Source organism: Pedobacter sp. AC212 (genome assembly GCF_979258625.1).
The window spans coordinates 1,405,018-1,427,707 of the sequence record NZ_OZ409870.1; the positions used below are offsets into that span (position 1 = coordinate 1,405,018).

Consider the following 22,690-nt stretch of genomic DNA (forward strand, 5'->3'; position numbering starts at 1 on the left):
GGTCTTTTTTTAAAATATTAATCAGGGTAAATGCGTTTGATGAAAATTTTATCTTTATCAGATAAGTATGCATTTTCATCCACACTGAAGTCATCTAGTGTAAATTCATTTGGAATCCAATAATGCATGATAGATTTGGTATCGTAAGCGGTATTGCGAACTTCCCTTGGTTTATACTTATCAAATATATTACTGGTTACCTGTGCACGAGTCCAATTGTTTGGCGGACCCATGTAATATTGATAAACTACTGGTTTATCCCAATTAATGTTAGCTAGGGGACTTAAATGTTCATGTCCTAGTCCGATGGCATGGCCAAATTCATGAAGGACGTAGAAACTATAAGCATAATCACTGGAGTTTCTGTCCAAATCGCCGAAATTCATGGTTTGTTCTCCTCTATGGTAATTAGCATCTGTGCCAATCCACGACCAATTTCCTAAATCTCCATTCAGTTTAAATCCAACTCTGATGTCTGATTCTGCTCTACTTTGAGCCACTACAAAACGCAAGTTTGCATGGTTCGCCCATCTTCTAGCAAATTTCATCACATTATCGCGAACAATTTGTCCGCCGTTGATGAAAAAAACTCTTAGCGTTTTACCATTAGGCCATTTTGTGCCTTTAACCGCTACACCTCTGCCAGAAATTTCATCATCTTGCCCTAAAATAATGGGGCGGCTATCACTCAGTTTATCGATACAGACTTTTAAGGGAGCTCCTTGTGTCGTTAATGATTGATCGCCGGCTAAACTTACTTTGAGTTCAGCATCCATTGCTAGTTTTTCTTCATTTTCCAGCACATTCTCCGGATCTTTCTTACAGGATGACAGCGCAATTGCTAATGCCATTACCATTAAACATTTTTTTAACATAGGTTTTTGTTTTAAAATGGTTAGATAGATTAATTAGAAATGTAACGTGAATGTCATGAGATTGTTTTATGATTTGGTGGGATTTTGTTTTCAATCGTTATATTTATGTTCTGCCTTAAGAAGTTTAGTGGGTGGGAAGGTAAGGCTTCGTCCGTCTTGAAAGATGAGTTCATAGTTGAGCAACGCTAAACCTTTCCCTCCTGTATAAATTCGCTTGGCGTTTTACCAAAATGTTTCTTAAACTCCAAACTAAAGTATTTTCTATCGTTAAAACCGACGGCATAGGCAACCTCGGCTATATTGCCAGCGTTTTGTTTTAATAGTTGTGCAGCTCTTTTTATTCTTAAAGATTTAATGAAGTCGTTTACCGAAAGGTCGGTAAGTGCCCTGATTTTTTTGTACAGTATGGGCTGGCTCATGCCAATCTCTGCCGATAAGGTGGGTACATCAAACTGGGGGTCGGAAATATGATTTTCGATGATTTGCATAATCTTCATCAGGAAACCTTCTTCAGTTTTATTGATGATCAGATTGCTGGGTTCAAGCGTAATTACTTGGGCGAACTTATGTTTAATGGTTTCTCTTGCTGTTAACGTGTTTTTGATATTCAGTTCCAGCATTTTTAAATTAAAAGGTTTCATGATATAGGCATCTGCACCATTTTCAAGACCATTAATTTGATGAACATAAGCTGATCTGGCGGTTAATAAAATAACAGGGATATGACTGGTTCTTTCGTCGGTTTTGATTTGGCGGCACAGTTCCAATCCATCCATTACGGGCATCATTACGTCGCTTATAATCAGGTCGGGGATGAGTTCAATAGCGCTTTCCAATCCTTTCATTCCGTTTTCACTTTCCTGGATGTTATATTCTGCAGATAAAGCATTTTTAATAAAGCTCCTTACCTCGGCATTGTCTTCCACCAGCAAAAGAGTATATCTTTTTTTATCCTGAAGGGCTGGTGTCGTTTCTTCGGGTTGAGGTTCAAACCTTTCTTGTAAATTGTAATTTACGGCATCATCGTAATACACGTAATCTGTAATAAAATCAGAAGAATTAAAATGCGCTTTTCCCGTTTTCAGTTTTACGCTAAAACAGGTTTGGCCGTTTTGACTACCGTTTACCGGCAAACTTTGAAATGAAATTTTACCGTGGTGCAATTCTACAATGCTTTTCGAAAAAGATAAACCCAAACCAGTGCCAATGGTGGTATTGGCATTTGCCTGGTAAAAATTGTTGAATAAATTGGCTTGACTTTCCAAAGGAATTCCCTTTCCATTATCACAAATTTTAAGGGTAACCAGCTCATTTTCCTTAGAGATTTCCAAACTGATCTTTCCACCGTTTGGCGTAAACTTAAAAGCATTTGAAAGCAAGTTGAACAATACCTTTTCCATTTGTACTTTATCAAAATACAGTTCTATCTGAGCGCTTGCGACTTGAAAAGTGTAGTCGATTTCTTTTGATAATGCCATATTTTGAAAGGCCATAAAAATCTCCTTACAAAACTTTACGAAGTCTCCAGGACTCACATGAAGTGCCATTTTACCACTTTCAGCCTTTCTAAAATCGAGCAGTTCGGTTACCAGATTCATCAAACGATCGGCATTGTTTTTAATCGGTTGCAAATCGCGGTTTAATGTGGGGTTATCTTTTGCATTCTCAATCAATTGCTCTAATGGCCCAACAATTAAGGTTAATGGAGTTCGGATTTCGTGTGAAATATTGGTGAAAAATTCCAGCTTGTGTTCATTCACTTCCTTCTCTTTTTTGAGCAGTGCCCTGATCAAAACATAGCGGGCAATCACAAACAACACGGCGGCAATTATGCAGAAATAAAATAGATATGCCCACCAGGTGCGGTAAAACGGAGGATTTACAATGATTTTTATTTTTCCAGTATTGGCGCTTAAAACACCATCGTTGTTGATGCCTTTAACCAGAAAAGTATAACTTCCAGCAGGCAGATTGGTGTAGGTTGCTGTTGGCATACTTACCTCGTTCCAGCTTTTTTCAAAGCCATCTAACTTATAGGCATATTTGTTTTTTTCTGGTTTAATGAAATTCAAAAGCGCAAAGCTTAAGCTAAATGTATTTTGATCACTTTCAAAAACCAGTTTATCTTTCAAACTTATATTTTCATCAAGCAAGCCATCGTTGCCATTAATTTTCACAGTTTTATTCTGAAGTTTCAATTCGGTGATAATCACTTTGGATGCTTTATCATTGCTCTGAATATGATCTGGAAAGAAGCTGATAAAACCATTGTATCCTCCAAAAAACAGTTCGCCACTGCTGCTTTTAAAAAACGCATTTGCATTAAATTCATTGCCGGGTAAACCATCGGCTACCGTATAATTTTTAAAGGTCTTTTTCAAGCGGTCGAACATGGAAAGTCCATTGGCTGTGCTAATCCAAAGGTTTCCCTTGTCATCCTCTATCATACCCAAAACGTTATCGTGGGGCAAGCCATTTCTGGTAGTATAAGCCTTGATCGAATTTTTTTTCTGATCATACAACAATAATCCACTGTTGTAAGTGCCAAGAAAAATTTCATTCGCTTTGGTTTTTGATATGCAGTTTACATAATAATTGAGCGGTTTATTCAACTGATGATCAAGAACGGTATAGAATCTATTCGTATTTTCATCATAAATAAAAAAACCATTTGTTGTGCCGAAATAGATTTTAGCATCATTAACCATTAAAGCTTTTACTTTAGTAGAGGAAGGAATAGAAGCAGGTAGCCGCAAGTCTTTGAATTCGGTTTTATCTGGATTGGAGATTTTGATTCCATTGCGTTGTGTAGCCACAATTAAGCGCTGAGATTGTGTTTCAACAATTGCACTGATTTCATCGGGTACGTCTTCATTTTGATTGCTGAAATTGAAGCTTTTAAAACGGTCGGTTTTGGGGTCATAAACATTTAGGCCTCCAGAATGCGTACCAACCCATAATTTTCCATCGCTGGCAAACAACACTGTTTTAACCAAATTTGATTTTAGGGCATTTGAACCGCCAGTATTTTGATAGGCCTTAAATGTTTGAGTCGATTTGTTATATAAACTAATCCCGCCGCCTTCAGTACCAATCCATAAATTTTTGTTTTGGTCTTCTGCAAACCCACTAATTACATTGTTGTTGATGCTCGATTCACTTCTGCTTCTATCGTGAACGGTGAACGCTGTGCTGTAGGGATAATTAATGTTGATTCCACCAAAATAAGTACCCACCCAGATCGATCCATTATCGTCTTTATATAATTTGTGAACAGAGTTCTGGTTTAAACTTTTTTTATTGTCAGGATCAAATTGCAGATTTTGGAAAGTGAACTTTTGGGTATCCATGATGCTAATCCCATTCAGTGTGCCAATCCATAACTTGCCTGCATCGTCAATCACCATATTCCGAATGGTATTGCTCACGATTGTATTTTTATTGGCAGCTGAAAATTCAAAACGTTTAAATTTTTGAGTTACAGGATCGAATAAATTTAGTCCGTTACTTTGTGTGCTGACCCAAATTCTATAGTTTTTATCTTCGGTGATGTTTGAAATGTAATTCGCACTGATATCTCCAGGGCTTCCGTTGTTTTTAAAAACAGTAGTTTGATATTTGCCTTTTATCAGCACCATTTTAAGTAGACCATTTGAAGTGCCTACCCAAATATTTCCTTGATGATCTTCTTTAACTGACCGTACATTATGGAAAAGACCATCGCCATTTTTAGTGTTGAAGAATTTAGTAACAGCGGATAGTTTACCATTTTTTAACAGGTTCAATCCATTCAATGTTCCGATCCAAATATTCCCTTTGCTATCTTCAGTAAGGCAATTAATAACATGACTGCTTAAACCTTTTGCTGTTTTCGGCTGGCTTGCAATTCTTTTAAAGGCATCATTTCTTTCATCGTAAAGATTTAAGCCTACACTGGTTCCAATCCAGAGCCGTTTTTTTGAATCGGAGAATATAGAAGTTACATAATTGTTAGATAGCGAATTGCTATCCGTTTCAGCGTATTGATAAATTTTAATACGATGACCATCGTAGCGGTTTAGGCCGTAACGTGTACCAAACCACATAAAGCCATTCTTATCCTGGCTAATAGAAAGTACTGAAGTTTGCGATAATCCTTTCTCTACTCCCAGATGATCAAATAAAATAGGTTGTTGTGTTTTTGCAGAAAAAGTAATTCCAAAAAATAAGATTGCCAATAGCAAGTTTTTAAAGGAATTCGAAAACATAAGGAATAATTGGTGAATTTGGTTGTGATCCCTTAAAAGTATGGTTTAAAAGCATTTCTGCCAAATTTTTAGAAAATTCACCCTATTTATTTAGAAATTTATCCCTCCTTAAAATGGCTTTTCGCTTATGTTTGTTCAAGCAAGAAGCGCAATCTTAACTGGCTTGTGCGAAAGCAAGAAATAACCAATATAAACTATTAATTATGAATAAACTCTACAATCAGGGTAAGGAGATCATGCGGAAGCGTTTGCCTCATTATTCAACACTATTGTTACTCATTGCGATTTTTTTAACGGGCACTTCAACCGTTTTTGCGCAAAGCAAAAGCATTGTCGGTGTGGTTACAGATGAAACCAATCAAACTGTGCCGGGTGTTTCCATTTCGGTAAAGGGCACTAAAACCAGCACGCAAACTGACGGAAACGGAAGGTTCAAAATTCAGGTTTTAAGCACTGATCAGCTGGTGTTTAACTATGTTGGTTATGCCTCGCAAATCATAACGGTTGGCAACAGAACCACCATTAATGTATCCTTGAAATCAGCAGTCACAGGTTTAAGCGATGTGGTTGTAGTAGGTTATGGAACTACCAAACGTGCCGATTTAACCGGGGCAATTGGTTCGGTAAACATGAAGGATTTGGAACAGGCGCCAGTAAAATCATTTGATCAGGCTTTAGCAGGTCGTGTTGCCGGGGTTCAGGTTTCCACCAGTGATGGTCAGCCTGGCGCTACAGCAAATATTGTGATCCGCGGTGCGGGATCAATTTCTCAGGATAATTCTCCACTTTATGTGATTGATGGTTTCCCCTCAGAAAACGCAAATTCAAATTCTATCAATCCATCAGATATTGAAAGTATCGATGTTTTAAAAGATGCTTCCGCAACAGCTATTTATGGTGCCCGAGGATCAAATGGTGTGATACTGATTACTACTAAAAAAGGAAAAGCAGGCAAACCTCAGCTCACTTATAACGCTTATTATGGTTTGCAAAAGGCACCAGAAAAAATCCCGGTAATGGGGCCTTATGAATACGTGAAATATCTTCGCGATCTGGATCAGGCGATTGCAGATTCTACTTATCTTAAAGGTGGAACAACATTAAATGATTACAGAAATGTGCAGGGTTTGGATATGCAGGATTATGTTTATCAAACCGGTCAAAACCAAAACCATGATATCGCTTTACGTGGCGGAAACGATAAAACTACTTATTCCATTTCCGGGAATTTTAACGATCAGAAAGGAATTATTATCTATAGTGGATTCAAGCGTTACCAGGGCAGATTTGTGTTGGATCAACAGGTGAATGATAAACTTAAAGCAGGTATCAATGTCAATTATGCTTACAGCGAAAGCTTCGGTACGCCAATTTCTGCCACGAATTTTTATGCTTCATCCGTGTTATTATATTCGGTTTGGGGATATCGCCCAACCAATGCTTTATCTGGAAAGGATGCCAACTCTGATTTATTAGGCGGTTTGTACGATCCGGCGAATGAAGGAAATTCGGCACAGGATTACCGGGTAAATCCATTGATCAGTTTATCAAACCAACAAACAAAATACAAAACAACCAACCTTGCAGCCAATGGTTATGCAGAATATGCTTTTACGCCGAAATTAAAATTAAGAGTAGCCGGCGGGATAAACAATAACGTGAATGAAACCAATATTTTCAATAACTCTCAAACGCAATCGGGCAGTAAATGGAATTCATCAGGACCAAATGGTACTATTTCCAATAGTCCTGTATTTAATTGGTTAAGTGATAATACCTTAACGTATAAAAATACCTTTAACAAAGATCATAATTTAACGGTGTTGGCGGGTTATTCCGCACAGCGAAATAAAAGTTCATTTCGATCTATTTATGCTACGCAGGTTGCCAATGAAAGTTTAGGACTCGATGCCCTTGATCTTGTTCCGGCAGCGAATACGGTGATTTCTGTAAACAGTTCTCGTTGGACACTGATGTCGTTTTTAGGTCGGTTAAATTATGATTTTAAAGGTAAATACCTGGTTACAGCAAGTTTCAGGGCTGATGGATCTTCGAAATTTTCGCCAGCTAACCGTTGGGGTTATTTTCCATCAGCAAGTATAGGCTGGAGATTTAGTCAGGAGAACTTTTTAAAAGATCAGAAATGGCTGTCGGATGCTAAGCTCCGTATTGGTTATGGCGAATCAGGAAATAACCGGGTAAGCGACTTTGCCTATTTGCCTCAATTAAATTTAGCCAATACCCAATATTGGTACTCTTTTAATGGCAAGCCTGTAGCCATTGGGTCGGTAATTACTGCTGCCGGAAACTACGATCTAAAATGGGAAACCAATGTGCAAACGAATATCGGTTTGGACCTTAGCTTTCTTAAAAATCGTTTGGGTTTAACGCTTGATGTTTACAAACGCACCACCAATGATTTATTGTTGAATGCAAATCTGCCTTTCGCAAATGGTGTGCAAAGTGGAACAGGTTTCAAAAATATTGGAAGTTTAGAGAACAGGGGATTGGAAATTACGTTGAACAGTACAAATATCGTAACCAAAAACTTCCGTTGGAGTAGCAACTTTAACATCAGCTTTAATAAAAATAAAATCCTGGAATTAACCGAGGGGCAGAACTCATTGCTTTCTGGTTCAGGAACTTTCTTTGATACCAGTTTTAGAGGTTTATCGCCATATATTTCGGTAAAAGGTCGCTCGGTAGGAGAGATGTATGGTTTAATTTTCGATGGCATTTACCAGTACAGCGATTTTGATCGGATGCCAAACGGCACTTATTCGCTTAAACCCAATATCCCGAATAATGGTGCAGCAGTTCAACCTGGTGATATTAAGTACAAAGATTTAAATGGCGATTTAACCATTAACGCAAATGATTATACCATCATCGGTAGGGGATTACCGATCCACACAGGTGGTTTTAGCAATAACTTCAGCTATAAAAACTGGGATCTGGGTGTTTTCCTGCAGTGGAGTTATGGCAATAATATCATCAACGCCAACCGTTATGTTTTTGAAGGCGGAATTGTAAGAAATTTCACCCTTAACCAATACGCAACTTACGAGAACCGTTGGACGCCAACCAACCCAAGTAACGAACTTTATAAAGCAGGGCGGTTTGTTAACCCAAATTATTCGTCAAGAGTTGTGGAGGATGGTTCGTATTTGAGATTGAAAACCGTTCAGCTTGGTTATAACTTCAGCAGTAAATTGGTTAAAAGCATTGGCATGTCTAGATTACGATTAAATGCCTCAGCACAGAATTTACTCACTTTTACCAATTATTCAGGTTTAGATCCTGAAGCTTCTGCCCGTCCGGGTAATTTAACACCAGGTTTTGATTATGGCACTTACCCGCAATCATTTACCGTAACATTTGGTTTAAACGCAACATTTTAATCATCATTAAAAATAAGACAATGAAACATAAATATATTTTGGCTTTTTTATTCGTGATGGGATTATCTTCATCATGCAAAAAATTTCTCGATACCGAACCAACAGATTTTTATTCGCCCGTAAATTTCTACAGCACTGCCGATCAGCTTCAGGTAGCTTTAAATGGAGTTTATAGCACCATGATGTTGGAGCGAATGTACGGACAGGTGCATCACTTTAACTTTGTAAGTACTACCGATGAAATGTTGCCCGATCGGGCGACCAGCAATGAAACCCGTGGGTTGTATTACACTTATGACGCCGGGCACTCTTATGTTCAGGATTGCTGGCAATATCCTTATATCGCCATCAATAACGCCAATGTTTTAATTGATAACATTACTAAACCCAGCATGGATGAAAGGCAACGTGGCTATATCAAGGGACAAGCACTATTTTTGAGAGCCTACAATTACTTTTTGCTCACCATTCAATTTGGCGAAGTTCCGTTGGTATTGCATCAGCCAGGTATATCTGAAGTTAACATTCCAGCGGCATCTCAGCCGGCCATCTATACTCAGATTGTTGCCGATTTAAAAGAAGCAGAAACTTTATTACAAGGTCGCACGGCAGCTAGTTTAGGTTACAATGATCAGGTTACCATTACAGCAGTACAAGCCATGTTGGCTAGAGTTTACCTCTATTGGGCAGGTTATCCGGTTAATGATACCAGTAAATATGCCGATGCCATTACGTATGCCGACAAGGTTATTGCTTCTGGTCAGCATGCTTTGAATCCAGATTATAAGCAAGTTTTCATCAATCTTTTTCAGGATAAGTACGATTTAAAAGAAGATATATTAGAGTGGGGTTCTGCAGGAGCAGCTGCCGGAGTAACCAATAAAACGGGTAACGATATCGGTAATTTCAACGGAATCATTTCAGCTATTCTGTTGATAAACGGAACTTTTGAACAAAATTCATATTCAGCAGCTGGTTGGGTACGGATTACCAAGAAATTATTTGATAGCTATGAAGTTGAACCCAGCAGCACGTTGGTTAATAAAGCTTCGCTTGATACCAGGAGAGATTGGAATTGCCCAGATTATATCTGGACAACCAATGCATCAGCAGGAACAAGGGTAAAAACAGATCGCTCAGCGCCCTGGCAAATGAATACGGGCAAATTTAGAAGAGAATATGCACCAGCAGAAATGCGTAATACCGGAACTTACAATGCCAATTGGCCGGTAATTAGATATGCAGATGTACTGTTAATCAAAGCAGAAGCTGAAAACCAGGTGAACGGACCAAATGCGGCTGCTTACGATGCCATTAACCAAGTGCGCAAACGCGGTTATGGAACCATGTACGGCAATATTGTTAAAAATATCACGGTAGTTAATGGGGGTTCAGGTTATTCAGCAGCAAATCCACCGGTGATTACCATTAGTGGCGGTGGCGGGGCTGGCGCAACGGCGACTGCAGTAGTTACAACCGCAGGTGTGGTAACAGGAATTAAATTAACGAGTCGCGGAAACTTAACCACTGCCGGACCTTATTTTACATCAGTACCTACAGTTACTATCGCGGCACCAACTACAGGGGTTACGGCAACGGCTACCGCAACCATTACTAACGGATCGGAACATTTGCTAACTCCGGGTTTAAATAAAGCAGATTTCCAGTTGGCACTTCGTGATGAGCGCATGCGTGAAATGTGTTTTGAAGCCTCTAGAAAGTATGACTTGGTAAGATGGGGCAATTTTGCCGGCGATTTACAGGCTTTCGGGAATTATGCGGCTGCCAATGGAGTAACTGCAGGCAATGGAAATATCAACGGATACCAAGGTTTGATTACCGTAACGCCTCGATATAGCCTGATGCCAAAACCAACATACGAACTAAATCTGAATAAAGCACTGAAACAAAACCCAGGTTATTAATCACTAAATTATTAAGAAATGAAAAATTCATTCTATGTTATCTTAATTGCCTGCACTTGTTTTTTAGCTTGCAAAAAAGATCTTACCACTGATGTGCCAACGGTTGATATTGCTTTAACAAATGCCCGTTCCACAATTGGCGATACGCTGGTTTTTAAACTGGGCGATACCTGTAAATTCAACTTTAGTGGTTATGCAGATAACGTTGTTTTCTGGGCAGGAACGCCAGGTAATAAATATGAGTTTAAAACCCGTTCATCGGCATTTGGAACATCCACCTTATCTTTTACCAGTTCAGCGCAATTTGGTGCTCAAAATAATACACTCCAGGTTTTGGCTACCAATAAACTGCCAGCCAAAGATTCGGCAAGTGTGGTAAATGCAGCCTGGACAAATATCACAGCAAGAACACCCATTGCAACAAGTGCTACAGCGGTTAACACGGGGCAGGTAAATCTGTCCGATTTGGTTAGTGATGCCAATGATAGTTTATTCATCGCCTTTAAATATACAGGCCTTACCGGATCAACACAAAGAACCTGGACCATTACTAATTTTCTGGTTAATAATGTGCTTAGCGATTATACTTACAATTTAAGTTCATTGGCAGCGGATAATGCCTTTTGGACTAGATTTGGAAATGTTTGGTCGCCTGCCAGTTCGAGGTGGGTGGCTACAACTACAGCATTAACTATTGTTGGTGGTGCGGCAACTGCTCCGTCCAATACGAGCTGGATCATCAGTAAACCAATTTTTGTTGGAAGAATAGCTCCAGATATTCCAACGGCAACTGTAAAAAATATTACCGCTTCGGCATTGTCTGCCTACGCGTATAAATACGCGGCTGCTGGCAGGTACAAAATTACGTTTGCAAGTTATAATACCACACCAAATGACAGCCAAATGGTGCTGAAAGAATTTAATGTTAAAGTTATTTTGTAACCGAAAGAGCCATATCCTACACTTATGAACAAAATGATCCCTTGCTTATTACCGGTTAATTTGCTTTGGCTAAAGCGAAAGCTTTTCCTCATGTTTTTATTGATGATTAGTGTATCAGCTTTTGCGCAGAAAGAACCCTTTTCAACTATAGAAAAGCGCATCAGCGCAGATTTACAGACCGGTATTAATGATGTCTTTCTAGCAAAAAGGATTACAAAGGATTTGACAAAATTAAAAGCCAATGGAAGCTGGACAGATATCAATTATGCCGATGCACAGTACGATCCTTTGAAAAGAATTAAAGAAATGGCTACGGCTTATATCCGTCCGACCAATAAATTTTATGGAAACCAGGAAATTTATGGGGCAATAACCAAAGCGCTTCAAAATTGGCTGGACAGGAATCCGAAAAATAAAAACTGGTGGTACAATGATATTTTTTATCCGCAGGCTATCGGACAAACCTTAATTCTGATGCGGAATGCCAAAACTCAATTGCCAGTTGAGCTGGAGAAAGCTTTAATTCAAAGGATGGTTCGCAAACTAAAAGTTGGCGATGGAGCCAATACATCAGATGAAGCTTTACATTATTTGTACCGTGCTTGTTTAACACAAAATAAAAATACTTTGGATTCGGCTGCAAAATATCTTTTTGAACCCATTGCGGTTGAAGATGGTAAAGAAGGTGTTCAGGTAGATGGAAGTTATTATCAACATGGTAAGCAGCAGGCCATCGCGAGTTACGGACGGGTATTTGCCGGTAATTCGGTAAACGCAGCTTATTATTTAAGGGATACGGAATATGCTTTACCAAAAACCCAACTCGATATTTTGGCGAGTTACCTAAAGGATACTTTTTTGAAAACCATTCGAGGCTCGTTTTACGATTTTAATGTGAGAGGAAGAGGGATTAGTCGGCAGGATTCGTTAAATGCCCATGTATCTGGAATGGTGAATAAAATAAAAATGTTCGATAAGAAAAATGCTGCCTATTGGGAAGCTTCTAAATGGAGAACATCACATCAAAAACCCGCAAATTATCAGATCGAACCATCGAATACGGTTTATTGGAAAAGTGGTTACACACTGCAGGTAAGGCCTCAATATACTTTTAGTGTACAAACGGCTTCTGTAAGAACCTTACGCACCGAAAGAGGAAACAATGAAAATGTGCTTGGTAAATTTTTGTCGGATGGCGCAACCAACATTCAGCGAAGCGGATCAGAATATGCCAACATTATGCCGCTATGGGAATGGGATAAAATTCCTGGAACTACAAGCAGAGATTATGCTGACGATAACGGGTCAACCATCAAAAAAGAATGGGGGATTCCTGGAACAACCAAATTTGTAGGCGGGGTAAGCGATGGTGTTTATGGCGTTTCAGCTTACGACCTAGACTATGATAGTGTTCAGGCAAAAAAGGCCTGGTTTTTTTTCGATAAAGAAGTTGTTTGCCTCGGCGCCGGAATTAACAGTGCTTCTTCACAAGTCATTACAACAACCATTAATCAATCCTGGCTGCGGGGCAAGGTTATTGAAGATAAAAGTTTTTTGCTTCATGATAGTATTGGCTATTTTTTTCCAGCTGGTGGAGATGTAAAAGTAACCCAACAAAACCAGGTCGGAAATTGGTATCGCATTAATCAATTTCAGGAAAAAAAGGAAGTCTCGGGCAAGGTTTTTAAAAGTTGGTTTAACCATGGTGTACAACCACATGATGCGAGTTATGCCTACGTTGTGGTTCCTGATATTGGAGCTGCTGCTATGCAAAAGTATCCGCTTGATGCGATTAAAGTCATCCAAAATACAAAGGATATCCAAGCGGTAATGCACAACAGGTTGAGTATATTGCAAGTTGTTTTTTATCAAGCTGGAGCGCTTAGTTATGATGGTATAGCAGTAAAGGTAGATAAGCCATGTATCGTTCAGATCAAACATTTGAACGCGACGAATCCGCTTGTTTTTATTGCAGACCCTACACAAGAAAATTCAAAAGTTCAGATCGAAATAAAAACCCCTAAGCTGAAAAGCAATAAAATAATCACCTGTGATCTTCCGGTTGGTGCATTGGCAGGATCAACCCTTAAATACAACATTTTAAATTAAAAAAACACAACTAAACTCATGAATAAAAATAGTTTAATCATCTCATTACTGGTTCTTTTGAATTCAGTTTCCTTTGCACAAAACAATGTGCGAAAGCCAATGGCACAGCTTATTAGTGATGAATTTAAGTTTGCTGCCGATCAATATAAATTTTTAGCAAAGGGCATTCCTGCCGGTAAAACGCCGCAAACCTATCAAAATGGAAAACATGTTAACTATGATATTCAATGGTGGTGCAGTGGATTTTACTCGGGTAGCCTGTGGTATATTTATGAGCAGACCAAAAACGAAAGTATCAAAAAAGAAGCTGAAGATGCTTTAAAAGTTATCGAGGCGAATCAAACCTTCACGGGTAATCATGATTTGGGTTTTATGATGTATTGTAGCTTTGGAAATGCTTATCGCCTGACGGGGAAGCCCGAATATAAAGCCATTATTCAACGATCTGCAGAATCGCTTTCTACCCGTTATCATGATAATGTGAAGGCAATCCAATCGTGGAATAAAGGTAAATATTGGAATTATCCGGTAATCATTGATAACATGATGAACCTCGAGATGTTAAATTGGGCAACGGATAACGGCGGAGATAAAAAATTTAAGGAAATTGCTGTCATCCATTCCAATACAACTTTAAAAAATCACTTTCGCCCGGATTTCAGTTCGTTTCATGTAATTGACTATAATCCGGAAACCGGTGCGGTAAAAAGAAAAGCAACCTGGCAAGGGGCGGCAGATTGTTCTGCATGGAGCCGCGGACAAGCATGGGCTCTATACGGTTACACCATGATGTACCGGTTTACAAAGGATGAAAACTATTTAAAACAAGCCAAAGGAATTGCCCATTTTATTTTAAATCATCCTAATTTGCCAGCAGATAAAATTCCTTTTTGGGATTTTGATGCACAAGGCGTTCCTTTTGCAAAACGCGATGCTTCGGCTGGAGCAATTATGGCTTCGGCATTGTTGGAACTTGCACAATTTACAGCTGATAGAGAAAAAACTGAATTTAAATCTGCTGCAGAAACCATGATTTATTCTTTGGCGAGTAATGCTTACAGAGCCAAACTTGGCGAAAACGGAGGTTTTTTGCTGATGCACAGTACTGGCGCTTATCCTTTAAACAGCGAAATAGATGTGCCATTAGTTTATGCTGATTACTATTATTTAGAGGCTTTGGCAAGATATAAGAAGTGGTATTTATAAACCGCTGGTAGGTTTAGTTTCTATATTTAGTTTCTGTATCCATTCCATTGCTTAATAAAGTTTAGGTTTCGTTACATTTTTAAACATCGTATAAATATATTTGCGAAAAAGGAATTGATTTTCGATTCTAAATCTTATCTCAAATTTTAACCAATGAATAAATTCGAAAGCCGTTACGCTCAAAGTCCAAAGGAAGTTAAACAAATGGATACCGCATCCTTGCGTGAAAATTTTTTAATCGAAAACGTTTTTGAGGCTAACCAAGTTAATTTAACTTTATCTCATTTTGACAGGTATATTGTTGGCGGTGCAATGCCGGTAAACGGAAAATTGGCGCTCCCAAATCCCGATGATTTAAAAGCTAATTATTTCCTGGAGAGGAGAGAGTTAGGGATGATTAATGTTGGCGGAAAAGCCATTGTTACTGCAGATGGTGAAACTTTCGAACTGGAATATAAAGAGGCTTTATATATTGGTAAGGAAACTAAAGAGGTAACTTTCGAATCGGCTGATGCTGCTCAACCTGCAAAATTATATTTAAATTCTGCTCCAGCGCACCACAAATATCCAACAAAAAAAGTAAGCAAAGCTGATGCGGAAATTGTGGAGTTGGGTACACCTGAAACGGCTAACCATAGGGTAATTAACAAGCTTTTGGTCAATAGCGTATTGCCCACTTGCCAGTTGCAAATGGGAATGACGGAGCTGAAATCTGGTAGTGTTTGGAATACGATGCCAGCACACACCCACGATAGGAGAATGGAAGCTTATTTTTATTTCGAAGTTCCGCAGGGGCAAAGTGTTTGCCATTTTATGGGGCAGCCACAAGAAACCCGCCATATCTGGATGCAAAATGATCAGGCCGTGATTTCTCCAAACTGGTCTATCCATTCGGGTGCAGGTACAAGCAATTATACTTTCATTTGGGGTATGGCTGGTGAAAATTTAGATTATGGCGATATGGATCACTGTGCCATTACGGAGTTGAAGTAGGAGCTTTTTATTGTAGTCAAACAGAAATAAAGTGACCGTAATTGCGAGGTACGAAGCAATCTCATTTGATAAATAAATTACGAATGAGATTGCTTCTCCCGATGAAGAATCGGGATCGCAATGACGGATTATAAAAATAACAATATAAAAATGTCAAACATATTTGATTTAGCAGGTAAAACTGCATTAGTAACCGGTTGCAAAAGAGGAATTGGTAAAGCCATGGCTTTAGCTCTGGCAGAAGCTGGTGCAGATATTATTGGCGTTTCGGCAAGTCTGGAACTTGAAGGAAGTGCCGTAGAAAAAGAAGTAACTGCTTTAGGCAGAAAATTTTATGCCTATCAATGCGATTTTGGTAACCGCGAAAGCACGTTGGAGTTTGCAGCGAAAGTTAAAGCAGACCATCCTGTAATTGATATTTTGGTAAACAATGCCGGGACCATTTTACGTAAACCCATTGCAGAACATCCTGATGATATGTGGGATGAGGTAATTGCGGTTAACCAAACTGCTCCTTTTATTTTAACCAGAGAAATTGGTAGAGAGATGATTGCCCGTGGTAGCGGAAAAGTGATCTTTACAGCATCATTATTAACTTTTCAGGGCGGAATTACCGTTCCTGGTTATGCGGCGAGTAAAGGCGCCATTGGTTCATTAACCAAAGCTTTTGCTAACGAATGGGCATCAAAAGGTGTAAATGTAAATGCCATTGCACCGGGATATATCGCAACGGATAATACTACGGCATTGAGAGAAGATCAGGATAGGAGCACTTCAATTCTTTCTCGTATTCCTGCAGGAAGGTGGGGAACGCCTGAAGATTTTAAAGGCCCAACTTTATTCTTGGCTTCTAGCGCCAGCGATTACGTACACGGCACAATTTTAACCGTTGATGGCGGTTGGATGGGACGTTAGTGAGTCCTTAGTCTGAAGTCTCTAGTCCCGAGTCTGGAGTCCCAAGTAAGAAAAGACCGATGCATGAAATTGGAAGGATAAATTTTCCAAGTTTCATACATCGGTCTTCTTTATTGTATAGTTTTTAATTGAGTGCTAAGTAACAACAGCGTACTTCCGACTAAAGACTCAGGACTGATGACTCAGAACTCCCTTCTAATAAAGATTATAAATTTCTTTGATATCCTTTAAAATTTCTTCGAAATCAATTTTCAAATCAACTAATTTACCAGTACGGATGTCGAAAACCCAACCGTGAACAGTTAATCCACGTTCGGTAATGGCTTCCTGAACAGCTGCAGTTTTAAGCAAGTTTACACATTGCTCCTGAACGTTTAATTCAACCAGTCTATCGTAACGTTTTCCTTCATTCTCAATAGCATTTAATTCATCTCTGTGGAGGCGGTAAACATCGCGGATATTTCTTAACCAAGGGTTTAAGATCCCCATATCTGCCGGTTGCATTGCCGCTTTTACGCCACCACAATTGTAGTGACCGCAAACTACCACATGGTTTACCTTTAAATGGCGTACCGAATAATTTAGAACGGTCATCACATTTAGATCCACATTGTTAACTAAATTGGCTACGTTACGGTGTACAAAAGCTTCTCCAGGTTTAATACCCATCAAATCTTCGGCAGTTACGCGGCTATCAGAGCAACCGATATATAAAAATTCAGGCGTTTGTCCTTTTGCTAACTCTGTAAAATAATCTGGATTTAACGATAATTTATCGGATATCCATGTTTCATTGTTTTTAAAAACGTCTGCTACATTCATGTTTCTTGCTTTAAAATTATTATAAGTTGTTTTATTGTAGATGAACTATTCTGATATAAAACTAAAAAAAGATTTTATGACTTCTATCAAACTTTTATGATTTATTGCATCATTGTGTCTAAAATATTGATGTTAACAATTTCTGCATCTACAACAAACCCTTAATAAAATCGAACGATATGTTGATAGTTTTCAAACCAAAAAATTAAAACAAAACATAAATCCCGTTATCAAAAGGATAAAAAAGAGAAATGATCTGATGGATTTTATATTAACACCATCTTTTAAAATAATTTGCCTAAAAAAATCTGAAATAAGCATTAGCAGGGCTGTGATAAATACCATCGTTAGCGCCAAATTCGCCCCGATTCCCGTGAAAGAGTGTTCGGGTTTGTTGGAAAAAAGATTTAAGAAATCTGCTAAAAACAGTAAATTCCATACGATAACTATCCCGATAACTATGGGCATTTTTATCGGGAAACCCGATTGCTCCTGAAGTGCTTTTATCTCTATTTCAACTGCCCTCGGTGTTTTAATGGTTGAATCTAAAAAACCAAGTTGATGGATTTTTCCAACCAAACTTGCCGCTGAAGTTTGCGGATAGAATACAATGTTCTTATTAAACTTTTCTACCCGATGATTAATTCTCAAACCACTCCTAAATAGTGATCGTTCTGCTGTTATGGACACAATATCTGTTTTGCCAAAAACAAATTTACCCCTTATGGATGCATCAACTTCTAATTTATAATCATCAATTTCGATTGATGCGAGTGGCCAAGATGCTTTAAACATGCCAATTCTTACGCCACCCATTTCTTTAATTTGATTCATTTATAGAAAATTATTACCCCAGGCTCTCTAATACTTTCATTATACCACGATCCTCATTTTTAGCTTTAACTTGTTGTAGCGTTCGGTTAAAGCTCCTCACAGAAATCCCCAGGTAAGCGGCCATATCTTCTTTCGAAATCAAAATTTGCTCTTCGGTTTGCAGTTTTAAAAGTTTTAATAAACCATATTCCAATGTATAAAGCTGCTGAAACGAGGCTCTTGAGCTGGTTTGTATGATTCTTGTAGATAACTCTTGTAACAGAATTTTGTTAAACTCTAAGTTGTTTTCTATTAAGGAGATAAATACATGATCAGGGATGGCAAATACCATTATTTCGCTAATGGCCTCTACATTGCAAAGACAGTCGATCTTTTTTATCGCTTCCAATTCTCCGGCAACTTCTCCTTTTCCTAAAAATTCTATAATAAAGTCTTTCCCATTTTCTTCGGAGATAAAGCATTTGGTAATGCCTTCTTTAATGATGTATATATTTTTGATTTTTTCTCCCTGCGTAATGAATCTAAATCCTGAAGGGAAGGTCTTTAAAGTTATATTCGATGCCGTATTTTCCTCGACATAACGTTCGATGAAAGACAAAAAGACGAGGTTGGTACGTAGCATAATTTACAATAAGGGACAAATGTCCTTTCTGATAGCGAAAGGTTGATTTACATTTGCAGCACTAAATTACTGTTATAACCATGAACAATCAAATTACGGTAATCGCATTTGATGCTGATGATACCCTTTGGGTAAACGAACCTTATTTCCGGGAAACTGAAGAAAAGTTTGCAGGCTTGCTGGAAGATTTTATGCCCCATCACAGTGTTGTTGCAGAATTGCTAAAAACGGAAATAGACAACTTGCCGCTTTATGGCTACGGAATTAAAGGTTTTATGTTGAGCATGATTGAAACCGTTTTGAGAATCACCGAAGGGAAGGTAAATCCAGAAGTAATTAACAAAGCCATACAGTTGGGGCAGGAAATGTTAAACAAACCCATTGAACTATTAGATGGTGTAGAAGAAGTTTTGAAAGCACTACATGGCAAATATCGGTTAGTTGTGGCCACCAAAGGCGATTTGTTAGATCAACAACGCAAGCTTACAAAATCTGGTTTAGATCACTATTTCCATCACATCGAAATTATGAGCGACAAGCAGGAGCGGGATTATCAAAAATTGATGAAACACCTCGATTGCAAGCCAGAAGAATTTTTAATGCTTGGCAATTCATTAAAATCGGATGTTTTACCAGTACTGGCACTTGGTGGCCATGCAGTTCATATTCCCTTCCACACTACCTGGGTGCACGAGCGGATTGATCATACCATCGAACATCCTAACTTTTACCAAATGGAGAGTTTGGCTGATGTTTTACCAAAATTAATTGAATGAAAGAAAAAATAGATATAGATACCTGGATCAGAAAAGATCATTTTGAATTTTTTAACACCTTCGAGGAGCCATTCTTCGGTGTTACGGTAGATGTAGATTGTACATCAACTTATCAGGAAGCAAAGGAAACCGGCGTTTCATTCTTCTTGCTTTATTTACACAAATCGCTAGCTGCAGCTAACAAAGTTGAGGGATTTCGCTATAGAATCATTGATGGTGAGGTGTGGAAATACGATTCGGTGAACGCTGCTACAACCATCAATCGCCCCAACGGAACCTTCGGCTTTGGCTACATGGATTTCGACCCTGATTTTGATAAATTCAAAAACGAAGCGCTTAGCGAAATTGAGAATGTTCAACAAAGCACTGGATTAATTCCTTCATCATCGGGCGAAAACGTAATCCACTATTCAGCATTGCCCTGGTTAAATTTTACCTCGATGTCTCATGCAAGAAAATTTTCTTATCACGATAGTTGTCCTAAAATTTCATTTGGAAAGGTAAGAGATGAAAATGGGCGCAAGGTGATGGGAATTTCAATTCACGTCAATCATGCTTTGATGGATGGTTTTCATGTATCTCAATTTGTGGATGAATATCAGTCGCTGTTGAATCAAAGATCAAGAAGTTAATATTTAGGTAATTACCACTTAATATCTGCAGGTTATTTTCGGTTAATGTTTCTAACCGCAGTTATAATCCCCATTTATATTGTAGCCACCATAGCCATGTGTTGTATGGGTTCTTTATTCAAAGCATTTATGTTTTGCATGTTGTTAATCACTGCAACATTTTTGCTTTTTTTATTTATTCAATATCCGCTACCCTCCGCAATGAGCATTGTTTGTTTTATGAGTTTATTTACTGTTAAACTGAAATTTTAATTTCATTTGGTTTAGAGAAAGTATTTGCTATTTTTGCTGGCGCAAGGAGATATTTCATATAAAAGCTATTTTGATTGAAATTACCTTGAGTTTTTGCATATTAAAACATAGGGGATTAGCTCATTTGGCTAGAGCGCTTCGCTCGGCTTGAAAGGGATGATTGCTTGGAATAACATTGATCATTGGAATTTGATCAATGAGTAACAAAAACATGGGGGATTAGCTCATTTGGCTAGAGCGCTTCGCTCGGCTTGAAAGGGATGATTGCTTGGAATAACATTGATCATTGGGAATTTGATCGATGAGTGATAAAAATATGGGGGATTAGCTCATTTGGCTAGAGCGCTTCGCTGGCAGTGAAGAGGTGATCGGTTCGAATCCGATATTCTCCACGGGTTCATCTAAGTTATTGAAAGTCAATAACTTAGATGAATTTCTACCTTCAAACTCTAACACAAGTCTGCCACTAAACGCCTCGGGAACAAAGAATTCGCCCCGTCTGGCACGGCGAAAAAATCAAAATTCTTCAGAAGAAAAAGAAAAAATCAGTAGTTATCCTGAACGTAAGTTCCAGGGAAGAACTCCTCGTGGCTCTAATTTTGAGCTTATGGAAATTCCTGAGTTGCCATATACTGTCCCCCGTGTCGTAAAGGGAAGAACGATAACCAGGGTTCCTGCGGGGAGTACGATGGAAAAAGAAGTGGCTAAGCAAAGTTGGTACGTGGAGTTCTTTTTTCACAATGCGGCAGAAGAGCGGATGGAGCGGATCAGGGTGACCAGAAGGCTTAATCGGATTAAAGATCCAAGGCAAAAGCTTAAAAACTTTAATAATCTGTGTGAAGCTTACCGGATTGCACTCGAAGGCGGTTGGAACCCATTGGATGAGCATGCCAATGCTCGCCTAAAAAAGGAACTCATTGGCATCGACCTAAATGAAGCATTGGTTCTTTTTGAATCCTATCATAAAGCCAAAGGAACCAGGCCCAAATCAATCAGTACTTACCGTTCAACAATCAATTCTTTTATCAAGTATTATGGGGGAAGTAAAAAGGTAAATACGATCAGTGATTTTGAGATAACCGATTTTCTCAATTTCAAGGAAAGGGAGGAAAAATGGGCTGGGGTAACCTATAATAACTGCAGGATCGGCCTCAATAATTTCTTTCGTTACTTAAAGGTTAATAAATATATTTCCGAGAATCCTGTAACTGATTGCGAGACACGAAAAAAAATGCCGACACAGTCCCATCAGGTTTTCACGGAACGTGATTTCAAGGTTATCATGGACTGGCTTGATAAGCATGATAAATATTGTCAGCTATTTGTACGGATGATTTATTACACCTGCATCCGTCCAAAGGAACTTAGATTTCTTCAATTGAAGTATATTGATCTGGAGGAAAATATTATTACAGTACCGGGTACCGTGTCGAAGAATAAAAAATCAATCCCTGTAAATATTGATGTGAGCCTAAGAGTTGAACTGGATAAACTAAAGATAGAAAAATTCGACAAAGAATATTTTCTGCTCGGTTCTGGCCAAACATTTATCTCACGGAGTATGTGCGCAGAAAATTACGCCTATAATCGATTCAAAAAATGTTTGGAGGCAACAAATTTGTTGGATAAAAATTATACACTCTATTCGTTTAAGCACCTGTCAAACGTAAGAAAATTCCGGGCAGGATGGACCCTCGCAGAAATCTGTTCGGCCAATAGGCATGGAAGTCTCTCAGAAACGGAAACTTATCTGAAAGAACTGCTAAAATTCGTTAGGTCGGACAAAGCCATTCCAGCCATTTAAATTTTCTTAGGGTTTCTTGCAGGACTTATCAAGATCTCTGCAAGAAACCTTTGTTTTTGATTTTTACACTTTTTTAATTGATCTTCTGAAAAGTGCAAACGATGGATGTCATTAACCTTTCTAGCTAGATCTGAGATAATATCGAACAGTTCTTGATTGCGAACTTCGAGATTTGGAGACTTATCTTTGTGTGTCATAATATTTCTCTTCATTTGATAATGTAAAATTATGAACCATACATAAAAATAATCTCCCTTACCCTAGGGATATCTAAAGTTTTTGAAAAAGACAAATTAATCCCCACAGGGAATGTTGAATTTTTAGAACACATCTCC

16 protein-coding genes and 1 tRNA gene are annotated in these 22,690 nt (G+C 38.5%); 11 read left to right on the plus strand and 6 right to left on the minus strand.

Annotation, left to right across the window (positions count from 1 at the left end; translation table 11 throughout):
• Nucleotides 1-17: 17 nt before the first annotated feature.
• Together ACZZZC_RS06060 and ACZZZC_RS06065 are read right to left on the minus strand one after the other, a co-directional pair.
• Entirely contained in the window at nucleotides 18-875 is an 858-nt protein-coding gene (locus tag ACZZZC_RS06060) for a M12 family metallopeptidase (RefSeq protein ID WP_463486753.1), read from the minus strand.
• A 185-nt stretch (nucleotides 876-1,060) separates the two neighbouring features.
• Entirely contained in the window at nucleotides 1,061-5,092 is a 4,032-nt protein-coding gene (locus tag ACZZZC_RS06065; protein ID WP_463486754.1) for a hybrid sensor histidine kinase/response regulator, read from the minus strand.
• A 233-nt stretch (nucleotides 5,093-5,325) separates the two neighbouring features.
• Between ACZZZC_RS06065 and ACZZZC_RS06070 the strand changes: the two genes are divergently transcribed.
• The 7 genes from ACZZZC_RS06070 (at nucleotide 5,326) to ACZZZC_RS06100 (ending at nucleotide 16,613) form a co-directional block, all read left to right on the plus strand.
• Complete coding sequence (locus ACZZZC_RS06070) at nucleotides 5,326-8,523, plus strand: SusC/RagA family TonB-linked outer membrane protein (protein ID WP_463486755.1); 3,198 nt, start codon at nucleotides 5,326-5,328, stop codon at nucleotides 8,521-8,523.
• A gap of 20 nt (nucleotides 8,524-8,543) precedes the next feature.
• Entirely contained in the window at nucleotides 8,544-10,448 is a 1,905-nt protein-coding gene (locus tag ACZZZC_RS06075) for a RagB/SusD family nutrient uptake outer membrane protein (protein WP_463486756.1), read from the plus strand.
• An 18-nt stretch (nucleotides 10,449-10,466) separates the two neighbouring features.
• Nucleotides 10,467-11,390, plus strand: a complete 924-nt coding sequence (locus ACZZZC_RS06080) for a DUF5017 domain-containing protein (protein WP_463486757.1) — start codon at nucleotides 10,467-10,469, stop codon at nucleotides 11,388-11,390.
• Between the two features lie 24 nt (nucleotides 11,391-11,414).
• Nucleotides 11,415-13,499 (plus strand): polysaccharide lyase family 8 super-sandwich domain-containing protein, encoded by a 2,085-nt coding sequence (locus ACZZZC_RS06085; protein WP_463486758.1) that lies wholly within the window; start codon nucleotides 11,415-11,417, stop codon nucleotides 13,497-13,499.
• Nucleotides 13,500-13,517: 18 nt separating this feature from the next.
• Nucleotides 13,518-14,705 carry a glycoside hydrolase family 88 protein gene (locus ACZZZC_RS06090; protein WP_463486759.1) on the plus strand — a complete coding sequence of 396 codons (1,188 nt, stop codon included), beginning with the start codon at nucleotides 13,518-13,520 and terminating at the stop codon, nucleotides 14,703-14,705.
• A gap of 153 nt (nucleotides 14,706-14,858) precedes the next feature.
• Nucleotides 14,859-15,698: a 5-dehydro-4-deoxy-D-glucuronate isomerase gene (gene kduI / locus ACZZZC_RS06095; RefSeq protein ID WP_463486760.1), complete on the plus strand. Its 840-nt coding sequence runs from the start codon at nucleotides 14,859-14,861 to the stop codon at nucleotides 15,696-15,698.
• A 150-nt stretch (nucleotides 15,699-15,848) separates the two neighbouring features.
• Nucleotides 15,849-16,613: an SDR family NAD(P)-dependent oxidoreductase gene (locus ACZZZC_RS06100; RefSeq protein WP_463486761.1), complete on the plus strand. Its 765-nt coding sequence runs from the start codon at nucleotides 15,849-15,851 to the stop codon at nucleotides 16,611-16,613.
• Between the two features lie 195 nt (nucleotides 16,614-16,808).
• Here ACZZZC_RS06100 and ACZZZC_RS06105 read toward each other — a convergent pair whose 3' ends face one another.
• The 3 genes from ACZZZC_RS06105 to ACZZZC_RS06115 all read right to left on the minus strand — a co-directional run bounded on the left by ACZZZC_RS06105 (nucleotide 16,809) and on the right by ACZZZC_RS06115 (nucleotide 18,891).
• A complete protein-coding gene (locus ACZZZC_RS06105; protein ID WP_463486762.1) occupies nucleotides 16,809-17,435 on the minus strand; it encodes a carbonic anhydrase in 627 nt (208 codons plus the stop codon).
• Nucleotides 17,436-17,627: 192 nt separating this feature from the next.
• Nucleotides 17,628-18,269: a hypothetical protein gene (locus tag ACZZZC_RS06110; protein ID WP_463486763.1), complete on the minus strand. Its 642-nt coding sequence runs from the start codon at nucleotides 18,267-18,269 to the stop codon at nucleotides 17,628-17,630.
• 13 nt (nucleotides 18,270-18,282) lie between these two features.
• The gene (locus tag ACZZZC_RS06115; protein WP_463486764.1) at nucleotides 18,283-18,891 is read right to left on the minus strand and encodes a Crp/Fnr family transcriptional regulator; all 609 of its coding nucleotides are present in this window, start codon (nucleotides 18,889-18,891) and stop codon (nucleotides 18,283-18,285) included.
• Between the two features lie 80 nt (nucleotides 18,892-18,971).
• Between ACZZZC_RS06115 and ACZZZC_RS06120 the strand changes: the two genes are divergently transcribed.
• The 4 genes from ACZZZC_RS06120 to ACZZZC_RS06135 all read left to right on the plus strand — a co-directional run bounded on the left by ACZZZC_RS06120 (nucleotide 18,972) and on the right by ACZZZC_RS06135 (nucleotide 22,355).
• Nucleotides 18,972-19,667 carry an HAD family hydrolase gene (locus ACZZZC_RS06120; protein ID WP_463486765.1) on the plus strand — a complete coding sequence of 232 codons (696 nt, stop codon included), beginning with the start codon at nucleotides 18,972-18,974 and terminating at the stop codon, nucleotides 19,665-19,667.
• Complete coding sequence (locus tag ACZZZC_RS06125) at nucleotides 19,664-20,299, plus strand: CatA-like O-acetyltransferase (protein ID WP_463486766.1); 636 nt, start codon at nucleotides 19,664-19,666, stop codon at nucleotides 20,297-20,299. Before ACZZZC_RS06120 ends, ACZZZC_RS06125 begins: the two co-directional genes overlap by 4 nt.
• A gap of 570 nt (nucleotides 20,300-20,869) precedes the next feature.
• Nucleotides 20,870-20,943, plus strand: a tRNA-Ala gene (locus ACZZZC_RS06130).
• 17 nt (nucleotides 20,944-20,960) lie between these two features.
• Nucleotides 20,961-22,355, plus strand: a complete 1,395-nt coding sequence (locus ACZZZC_RS06135; RefSeq protein ID WP_463486767.1) for a tyrosine-type recombinase/integrase — start codon at nucleotides 20,961-20,963, stop codon at nucleotides 22,353-22,355.
• Here ACZZZC_RS06135 and ACZZZC_RS06140 read toward each other — a convergent pair.
• A complete protein-coding gene (locus ACZZZC_RS06140; protein WP_463485271.1) occupies nucleotides 22,352-22,567 on the minus strand; it encodes a hypothetical protein in 216 nt (71 codons plus the stop codon). The genes ACZZZC_RS06135 and ACZZZC_RS06140 overlap by 4 nt on opposite strands.
• Between the last annotated feature and the right edge of the window lie 123 nt (nucleotides 22,568-22,690).

What these genes read in the sequence shown, in the direction of transcription:
- ACZZZC_RS06070 (WP_463486755.1), top strand. Translation starts at nt 5,326, where the DNA reads ATGAATAAACTCTACAATCAGGGTAAGGAGATCATGCGGAAGCGTTTG.
- ACZZZC_RS06085 (WP_463486758.1), top strand. Translation starts at nt 11,415, where the DNA reads ATGAACAAAATGATCCCTTGCTTATTACCGGTTAATTTGCTTTGGCTA.
- kduI (WP_463486760.1), top strand. Translation starts at nt 14,859, where the DNA reads ATGAATAAATTCGAAAGCCGTTACGCTCAAAGTCCAAAGGAAGTTAAA.
- ACZZZC_RS06120 (WP_463486765.1), top strand. Translation starts at nt 18,972, where the DNA reads ATGAACAATCAAATTACGGTAATCGCATTTGATGCTGATGATACCCTT.
- ACZZZC_RS06100 (WP_463486761.1), top strand. Translation starts at nt 15,849, where the DNA reads ATGTCAAACATATTTGATTTAGCAGGTAAAACTGCATTAGTAACCGGT.
- ACZZZC_RS06075 (WP_463486756.1), top strand. Translation starts at nt 8,544, where the DNA reads ATGAAACATAAATATATTTTGGCTTTTTTATTCGTGATGGGATTATCT.
- ACZZZC_RS06110 (WP_463486763.1), bottom strand. Translation starts at nt 18,269, where the DNA reads ATGAATCAAATTAAAGAAATGGGTGGCGTAAGAATTGGCATGTTTAAA.
- ACZZZC_RS06125 (WP_463486766.1), top strand. Translation starts at nt 19,664, where the DNA reads ATGAAAGAAAAAATAGATATAGATACCTGGATCAGAAAAGATCATTTT.
- ACZZZC_RS06115 (WP_463486764.1), bottom strand. Translation starts at nt 18,891, where the DNA reads ATGCTACGTACCAACCTCGTCTTTTTGTCTTTCATCGAACGTTATGTC.
- ACZZZC_RS06060 (WP_463486753.1), bottom strand. Translation starts at nt 875, where the DNA reads ATGTTAAAAAAATGTTTAATGGTAATGGCATTAGCAATTGCGCTGTCA.
- ACZZZC_RS06140 (WP_463485271.1), bottom strand. Translation starts at nt 22,567, where the DNA reads ATGAAGAGAAATATTATGACACACAAAGATAAGTCTCCAAATCTCGAA.
- ACZZZC_RS06090 (WP_463486759.1), top strand. Translation starts at nt 13,518, where the DNA reads ATGAATAAAAATAGTTTAATCATCTCATTACTGGTTCTTTTGAATTCA.
- ACZZZC_RS06105 (WP_463486762.1), bottom strand. Translation starts at nt 17,435, where the DNA reads ATGAATGTAGCAGACGTTTTTAAAAACAATGAAACATGGATATCCGAT.
- ACZZZC_RS06080 (WP_463486757.1), top strand. Translation starts at nt 10,467, where the DNA reads ATGAAAAATTCATTCTATGTTATCTTAATTGCCTGCACTTGTTTTTTA.